Source organism: Streptococcus sp. 27098_8_148 (assembly GCF_041432105.1).
GTDB classification, from domain to species: Bacteria; Bacillota; Bacilli; order Lactobacillales; family Streptococcaceae; genus Streptococcus; species Streptococcus parasanguinis_AE.
Genome location: NZ_JAPVYY010000010.1, coordinates 43,966 through 51,607 on the forward strand (window position 1 = coordinate 43,966; position 7,642 = coordinate 51,607).

At 44.1% G+C, this 7,642-nt stretch carries 8 protein-coding genes; all 8 read right to left on the reverse strand.

What is annotated here, in order from left to right:
* Nucleotides 1–72: 72 nt before the first annotated feature.
* Nucleotides 73–1,686: a CTP synthase gene (locus tag O3646_RS08660; RefSeq protein WP_070595585.1), complete on the reverse strand. Its 1,614-nt coding sequence runs from the start codon at nucleotides 1,684–1,686 to the stop codon at nucleotides 73–75.
* Between the two features lie 173 nt (nucleotides 1,687–1,859).
* Complete coding sequence (locus O3646_RS08665) at nucleotides 1,860–2,555, reverse strand: B3/4 domain-containing protein (protein ID WP_049514890.1); 696 nt, start codon at nucleotides 2,553–2,555, stop codon at nucleotides 1,860–1,862.
* A gap of 261 nt (nucleotides 2,556–2,816) precedes the next feature.
* Nucleotides 2,817–3,401 (reverse strand): DNA-directed RNA polymerase subunit delta, encoded by a 585-nt coding sequence (gene rpoE / locus O3646_RS08670; protein WP_024054894.1) that lies wholly within the window; start codon nucleotides 3,399–3,401, stop codon nucleotides 2,817–2,819.
* 225 nt (nucleotides 3,402–3,626) lie between these two features.
* Entirely contained in the window at nucleotides 3,627–4,910 is a 1,284-nt protein-coding gene (tig, locus tag O3646_RS08675; protein WP_070595587.1) for a trigger factor, read from the reverse strand.
* 128 nt (nucleotides 4,911–5,038) lie between these two features.
* A complete protein-coding gene (locus O3646_RS08680) occupies nucleotides 5,039–5,602 on the reverse strand; it encodes a TIGR01440 family protein (protein WP_031576810.1) in 564 nt (187 codons plus the stop codon).
* Between the two features lie 3 nt (nucleotides 5,603–5,605).
* The gene (locus tag O3646_RS08685) at nucleotides 5,606–6,076 is read right to left on the reverse strand and encodes an ECF transporter S component (protein ID WP_003010175.1); all 471 of its coding nucleotides are present in this window, start codon (nucleotides 6,074–6,076) and stop codon (nucleotides 5,606–5,608) included.
* Complete coding sequence (locus O3646_RS08690; RefSeq protein WP_049507303.1) at nucleotides 6,066–6,827, reverse strand: bifunctional hydroxymethylpyrimidine kinase/phosphomethylpyrimidine kinase; 762 nt, start codon at nucleotides 6,825–6,827, stop codon at nucleotides 6,066–6,068. Before O3646_RS08690 ends, O3646_RS08685 begins: the two co-directional genes overlap by 11 nt.
* Nucleotides 6,820–7,566, reverse strand: a complete 747-nt coding sequence (truA, locus tag O3646_RS08695; protein ID WP_371610783.1) for a tRNA pseudouridine(38-40) synthase TruA — start codon at nucleotides 7,564–7,566, stop codon at nucleotides 6,820–6,822. Before truA ends, O3646_RS08690 begins: the two co-directional genes overlap by 8 nt.
* Nucleotides 7,567–7,642 lie beyond the last annotated feature (76 nt).

A 7,642-nucleotide genomic window follows, 5' to 3' on the forward strand; every position in this document is an offset into this window, starting at 1 on the left:
TTTTCAAACTTTTTTCAATGTTTGTTATTTCTTCACAAAAGGGATCAGGTCACGAAACCTGACCCTTGATTCTTATTTGCTATCGTGATTTTCAACGGCCGCTGTGATAAAGGCTGTGTAAAGTCCTTCTGGGCGGTTTGGTCGACTTGACAATTCTGGGTGGTATTGGCAAGCGACAAAGAATTTGTTGTCTGGTATTTCAACAATTTCGACCAAACGGTTGTCTGGTGAAACGCCTGAGAAGACAAAACCTGCTTCTTCGAACTGCTCTCGGAAGGCATTGTTAAACTCATAGCGGTGACGATGGCGGCGTTGCACTACTTCTTGATGGTCATAGGCTGCTGCTGCTTTCGATCCTCGCTTGAGCTTCGATGGGTAGAGTCCTAAACGAAGGGTTCCTCCCATGTCTTCCACATTGATTTGGTCCCGCATGATATCGATAATCGGGTACTTGGTTTCTGGATCCAATTCAGATGAATTAGCCCCCTCCAAGCCTAAGACATGACGGGCAAACTCGATACAGGTCAACTGCATACCGAGACAGACCCCTAACATTGGCACATCCTGTTCACGCGCATACTTGATGGCTTGAATTTTTCCTTCTGTTCCCCGTTGACCAAAACCACCTGGGACAATGATCCCATCCGCATCTCCAAGGAGTTCTGCCACATTTTCAGCTGTCACATCATTGGCATTGACCCAATTAATCTTGACTTCTGCATCATTGGCATACCCTGAGTGCTTCAAGGCCTCAACGACAGAAATGTAGGCATCTTGCAATTCTACGTATTTTCCAACCAAGGAAATCTTGACCTGCTTCTTGAGGTTCATGACCTTGTCGACCATTGCAGACCATTCTGTCATATCTGCTGCAGGAACATCCAATTTCAAATGGTCACAAACGATTTGGTCCATATTTTGTGCTTGCAAGTTCAATGGGATTTGGTATAAATGTTCCACATCAAGTGACTCGATGACAGCTTCTGGTGCGACATCACAGAATTGAGCCAACTTGTTCTTAATTCCTTGACCAGCTGGTTTTTCTGTACGGATGACCAACATATTTGGTTGAATTCCAAGACCACGCAATTCTTTCACAGAGTGTTGGGTCGGCTTGGTTTTCATTTCTCCCGCAGCCTTCAAGTAAGGTAGAAGAGTGGTGTGGATGTACATAACGTTTTCAGCACCGACATCTGCCTTCATTTGACGAAGAGCTTCAAGGAAAGGAAGGGACTCAATGTCTCCAACTGTTCCCCCGACTTCTGTGATGATGACATCTGAATCCGTCGTCGTCGCTGCTCGTTTGATCTTTTCTTTCAAGGCATCTGTAATATGAGGAATCACCTGTACAGTCGCACCCAAGTATTCTCCACGACGTTCCTTGCGAAGGACTTCGCTATAAATTTTCCCTGTTGTCACATTTGAATACTTATTCAGATTGATATCAATGAAGCGTTCATAGTGACCAAGGTCCAAGTCTGTCTCTGCGCCATCGTCTGTGACAAATACTTCCCCGTGTTGGTAAGGACTCATTGTCCCTGGGTCAATATTGATATAAGGGTCAAATTTTTGGATAGTCACTTTCAATCCACGATTTTTGAGCAAGCGACCAAGACTTGCTGCGACAATCCCTTTTCCGATGGATGATACGACACCACCCGTGACAAAAATATATTTTGTTGACATGTGCTTTCCTCTTCTTCTAATGTTGTAGAGGCCATTCCTCTTTGCAGAAAAAACAAAAATAGCTCCCTAATCCTTAGGGAGCTCCGACCTCAAAATGAGGTGCCCGAACAATATCTTACCGCAAATGGTCTACTTTGTCAAATTGAAAATTTCATGAAAATAATGTTCGCTGTTTACACGACCTTTTCCACTCCATTTTGTGTGACGAGAAATTTCTCAAATTGAAGTTGAGGAATGCAAAGAGCAAGGTCCTTGTGGATTCGTTCTAGCGCTTCTAAACGCATCTCGACTGACGTCTCGGCATTTCCTTGGATGACAAAGAGGGCGTTTTGCGTGGTCTCCTCAAATTTGTAATGGTCACTATCGCGTACATCCAACCAAGCCAGAACTCCTTTTTGATCCCGGTAGACAGGATCTGTCGGTGCGACATGTTTTTCGCTAGAAAGGATCGGGAGGAAGATATCGTCTCTTTGACTCACTGTAAATTCAATCGGTCCCTCAATCTTATCTAGGTCATGTCCTCCGATCGCGAGAAAAGACTTCAGAGATTCGACATTATAGATATCAATGATGCTATTGATCTGAGGAAGAGCACCTCGATGCTGGATGTTTCGGATAAGAGCTAGGACTGTTGGTGGATTTTTCTTGATGCTACGCCCTACTTTTTGCAAGAGGTCTGTATACCCTTTGATGACAGGAGATGCCACTACTTCTTCTATCTGACACTGGAGCGCCCATTGTTCAAGCTCTTTCTTCTTTTCAAGAAAAGAAGGGGGCAAAACTGCTTGGGGATCCACATTTCTAGCAATTCCGACCACAACTGTATCAATACCAAGAGCTACTAAACTTTGATCTAAACGAAAGTCCATCTGGAACACCTCCTATTGGGAAACCTTACACGTTTATCATACGACATTTCATCACTTTTTTCAATGCAAACAAAAAGAGAGTGGGACAGAAATCGGTCATTCGTTAGAATTCGATTTCGTCGTCCCACCTCCGCACAGTTGAGTAGGGCTGTAAAAGCTGATGAAATCAGCGTAGTAGAGCCCACTCAACCACTGCGTCTTGCTCGACAATCCAAAAACAATTGAGAGGCTAGGACTTTTGTCCCAGCCTCTTCTTATGATTTATTCTTCTTCCTCGTCTTCAGAATCCTCTTCTTCGTCGTCTTCTTCGCTTAATTCAACTTCCTCACCCAAATCATCTGGTACGATTTCATTGATTTCAGCATCGTAAGCTTCGACTTCACTCTTTTCATCGTCTGGATTTTCTTCATCATATGAAAGAGCTGGATCTGCTTCGTAAACTTCTTCGTCTTCTGGATCGTCGTCGTTGTAGTCGATCGCATCTTCGTCTCCATCCATAAAGGCATTGACACGTTTTTTCTTCCGTTTCTTAGGAGTTTCATCTTCGTCTGTTTCTTCAAGAGCGATGATTTCTTCGTCAACTTCATCGATGGCATACCATGAACGAAGACCCCATTTGTTATCTCCAAGTGGGATAAAGCTTCCATCTACATTCAATTCTGTGTAGAACAATGGAAGAGCTTCACGGATCTCGCTGTTTGATTTTTCAAGGTAAATTTGAATTTCATTTACAAGATCGCTAAAGTACATTTCATGGTCACGTCCGCGTAATTCCAAAATCGCACGCGCCACTTCAATCATAGAAAGTTCACTTTTTTCTTGTCCAGCAAATACTTCTAATTCCAAGGGTAAATCTCCTTATGTTTCATTTCCTAAATGGAGAAGGATCCGGTCTTAAACCTCATCCTATCCTCAATGATAGATTGAAAACTTCTCGCCACTAAATCTATCACGCATTTTATCGTTACACTCTATTGTACGATAAATTTCCCCTTTCGTCAAAGGAAAATTCCAGGATTCTCCATGAAATCAAAAAAAGAAGAGCCTCACGGCTCTTCTTTTTTATCTAAATTATTTTACTTTTGCTGTGCTTGTGATCACGTTCACTGCTTTCTTCACTGTGATGTCATGTTTCAACATTTCTGGTGAAAGAAGGTTGCGAACTTGTTCAACTGGCATGTTGTAATCTGCTCCCAATTGTTCGATTTCAGCGTTGATTTCTTCTTCAGTTGCTTCGAAGCCTTCTGCTTTCGCTACTGCTTCAACCACAAGGTTTGTCTTCGTACGGCTTTCAGCTTCTGCTTCGTATTGTTTGTGAAGATCTTCTTGAGTTGTTCCAGTGATTTGGAAGTACATTTCAGGTGAGATACCTTGACGTTGCATGTTTCCAAGGAACTCGTTGATTGAACGGTGTACTTCTTCGTGGATCATTTCTTCTGGAAGGTCAACGATTTCAGCGTTTTCAACTGCAAGATCGATTGCTGCTGCTTCTACTGCATCGTTGTATGCTTCTTCTTTAGCTGCTGCCAATTCTTTGCGGTATTTTTCTTTCAATTCGTCAAGAGTTTCAACTTCTTCGTCGATGTCTTTTGCCAATTCATCGTCAAGAGCTGGTACTTCTTTTGCTTTTACTTCGTGGATAGTTGTCACGAATTTCGCTTCTTTACCTGCAAGGTCAGCTGCTTGGTAGTCTTCTGGGAATGTTACGATCACATCAACTGTTTCACCAGCAGAGTGTCCAACCAATTGGTCTTCGAAACCTGGGATGAATTGACCTGAACCAAGTCCAAGTGAGAAGTTATCACCTTTACCACCGTCGAATTCAACACCGTCGATAGAACCTACGAAGTCGATCACAACTGTGTCACCTTCTGCTGCAGCACCTTCTTTAACAACCAATTCAGCCAAGTTGTTGCGTTCGCGTTCGATACGAGCATCCACATCAGCGTCTGTTACTTCTTTAGAAACTTCTACTGATACTTCAAGGTCTTTGTAAGCACCCAATTTTACTTCAGGTTTTGTTACAACAGCTGCTGTCAATGTCCAGTCTTGACCTTTTTCCATAGATACAACATCGAAAGTTGGTTGTGCTACAACTTCGATTCCAGCTTCTTTAACAGCTGCTTCATATGCTGCTGGAAGAAGATCGTTCAAAGCATCTTGGTAAAGAGCTTCTTCACCAAAACGTTGGTTGAAGATTGGACGTGGAATATGACCTTTACGGAATCCAGGTACGTTCAAAGTTTTCTTAACTGACTCAAACACACGGTCCAAAGCAGGTTTGATTTGCTCTTGGCTGATTGTGAAAGTCAATACACCGTGGTTAGTTTCTTTGTTTTCAAATGATACAGACATTCTGTCTCTCCTTAAAATAATATAGTCATTCCTTATAATTTTACCACAAAACTTTGAAATTGCAAGTTTTAAAACGTTTTTGCCTCTCTTTTCATCCAAAAAAACTAGCCCTTAAAAGCTAGTTCTGATTATGATTTTCGGATGGGATCATCGAGGTAAAGAGCACGGGCGCCACCGATCAATTTTGGCCGACTGGCGAGGGCCGTGACATGGGCTCCACCTAGTTCACGCAAGATAGGGCGAATTGGAACTTGCACGTGTTTGACGTGCATCCCCACCGAGGTATCTCCGATGTCTAACCCGGCTTGGGCTGTGATAAATTCCACTTCAACAGGATCCTTAAAATACTTGAAAGCAGCGAGTTGTCCAGCTCCTCCTGCATGGAGACTTGGAAGGACATTGACGATTTCTAGCTCCTTCTTATCTGCCAATTCTCTTTCGACCACCAAGGCGCGATTGAGATGCTCACATCCTTGTACCGCCAGATAAATCCCTCTTGGATTCAACTCATCTAGTAAGGTCTGGACAATAGCTTCAGCAATATCGATGTTGGAGGCCTTTCCAATTTGCCCTCCTGCAACTTCGCTTGAAGACATCCCGAGGACTAGAATCTGTCCTTGGCGGAGACGGCTTTTTGCCAAGACATCTACCAAGATTTCTTTTGTATCCTTCTTCAGTTGCTCCAGATCCATGAATTAGCTTCCTTTCTTTTGAAATGCATAATAGACCACATAGCCTAAAGCCATTCCAACAAAATTCTGAGCGAGATTATTCGGAATGTCCGAGATAGCAGCACCCCAGCCATTGCCTAAAAAGAGAGCGGAAGCTAGTGCGTAACCGCCTACCATGACGACTGTCGCAAGGAGCAAGCCTAGGTAACGAGCTTTTCCCTTGAAGCCAGCGAAATAGCCTTGTCCCCCGTGAAAGAGGAGGCTAAAGAACATCCACTGAGGATAGCCTGAAATCAGATCCAATAAGAAGGCTCCGACACCACCTACAATCGCACCTTCCTTGCGCCCAAAATAGAAGGCTGTGAAATACACTCCAAGATCTAGCAGGGTGACGATCCCTGTCGGAGTTGGAAGTTTGGTATAGTAGCCAAGTACAACTGTCAAGGCTGTCAAAATAGAGAGGCGGGCAATGAGTTGAGTTCGATTAGATGTCATATTGTACTACTCCATATTGGTCTGAATGTTGAATCGCTTGGAAAACAAAGTCTTTAGAGGCTTTAACAGCTTCAAGTGGAGATTTCCCTTGCACCAACTGGCTGGAAATGCTCGACGCAAAGGTACAACCAGCTCCTGTATTGTTCTTTTCTAAGACTGGCTCTTCAATGACGGTGAAGTCTGTCCCATCATAAAAGACATCGATGGCCTTTTCTTTATTGAGACGATTGCCTCCTTTGACCACGACATTCGCTGCTCCTAATTCGTGGAGTTTGCGCGCTGCCTCCTTCATATCGTCGAGCGATTGAATCTTGCTTTGGGTCAAGATCTCAGCTTCTGGCAAGTTCGGCGTGATGATCGTCACATAAGGGAAGAACTTAATCAATTCGTCTCGAAGAGCTGAAACTTCTACATCATGGCTTTCCTTGCAGACCAAGACAGGATCTAGTACCACAGGGATCTCCGCATGGGCTTTTACATAGTCCAAGGCCAAGTCTGCCACTTCAACATTTGGCAAAAGACCGAGTTTAATAGCAGAGAAAGGAACATCTTTGAGGGAGTTGAGCTGCTGCGCAAAGGTCGTCGGATCCACCGGAATCACTTCAAAACCGTGCTCCGTCATAGCGGTCAAACAAGTCACCGCTACAAAACCATGCTGTTTGTTGGTCGTATAGGTTGCAAGGTCTGCGTGAAGACCTCCCCCACTAAAAATATCATTTCCTGAAATAGCTAGAATCAATTCATTACTCATAACGGATCTCCTTTAAATATAAGCCATTTGGCGCTGCTGTAGGACCTGCTAGATTGCGGTCCTTCTTTTCTAAAATTAGATCGATCTGCTCGATCGGCATCCGATCATTTCCAATCTTCAACAAAGTTCCCACCATATTGCGGATTTGCTTGTAGAGAAAACCATTGCCCGAAAAGGTAAAGACAAGGCTATGATGCTCTGCATCCTCGACCAAGCGAGCCTCTGTAATCGTACGAACCTTGTCTTCCACACTGGTTCCCGAAGCGGTGAAACCGGTGAAATCATGGGTTCCCTCCAACTTTTGGATGGCTACTTGCATCTTTTCCACATCCAAAGGATAAGGATAGTGGGTGGCATAGTGGCGCATCATGGGGTTCTTGGGACGACCATAATCCACGATGAATTCATAGGTCTTGCTGTGCTTCTTGTAGCGTGAGTGAAAGTCATCTGCTACTTGCTCTACTCGGATGAAATCAATATCCTCTGGGGTTTGGGTATCGAGGGCAAAGCGAAGCTTTTCCTCGTCCCGCGCTTGAGGGAGATCAAAATGAATCACCTGCCCAAGAGCATGGACACCGGAATCCGTTCGCCCCGCTCCATGGATGGTCACAGGATTTCCTTGATTGAGACGCGTCAAGGTCTTCTCGATTTCCTCTTGCACACTGCGGGCATGCGGTTGACGTTGAAACCCTGCAAACAAGGTACCGTCATATGAAATGGTTGCTTTGTATCGTGTCATGGTTTTATTTTAACAGGATATAGAAGGGGTTACAAGAGTGAAAAACCCAAACTGTCCGGGTACAGTTTTGCAAGCA

What these genes read in the sequence shown, in the direction of transcription:
- O3646_RS08660 (WP_070595585.1), bottom strand. Translation starts at nt 1,686, where the DNA reads ATGTCAACAAAATATATTTTTGTCACGGGTGGTGTCGTATCATCCATC.
- O3646_RS08665 (WP_049514890.1), bottom strand. Translation starts at nt 2,555, where the DNA reads ATGGACTTTCGTTTAGATCAAAGTTTAGTAGCTCTTGGTATTGATACA.
- tig (WP_070595587.1), bottom strand. Translation starts at nt 4,910, where the DNA reads ATGTCTGTATCATTTGAAAACAAAGAAACTAACCACGGTGTATTGACT.
- O3646_RS08680 (WP_031576810.1), bottom strand. Translation starts at nt 5,602, where the DNA reads ATGGATCTGGAGCAACTGAAGAAGGATACAAAAGAAATCTTGGTAGAT.
- O3646_RS08685 (WP_003010175.1), bottom strand. Translation starts at nt 6,076, where the DNA reads ATGACATCTAATCGAACTCAACTCATTGCCCGCCTCTCTATTTTGACA.
- O3646_RS08690 (WP_049507303.1), bottom strand. Translation starts at nt 6,827, where the DNA reads ATGAGTAATGAATTGATTCTAGCTATTTCAGGAAATGATATTTTTAGT.
- truA (WP_371610783.1), bottom strand. Translation starts at nt 7,566, where the DNA reads ATGACACGATACAAAGCAACCATTTCATATGACGGTACCTTGTTTGCA.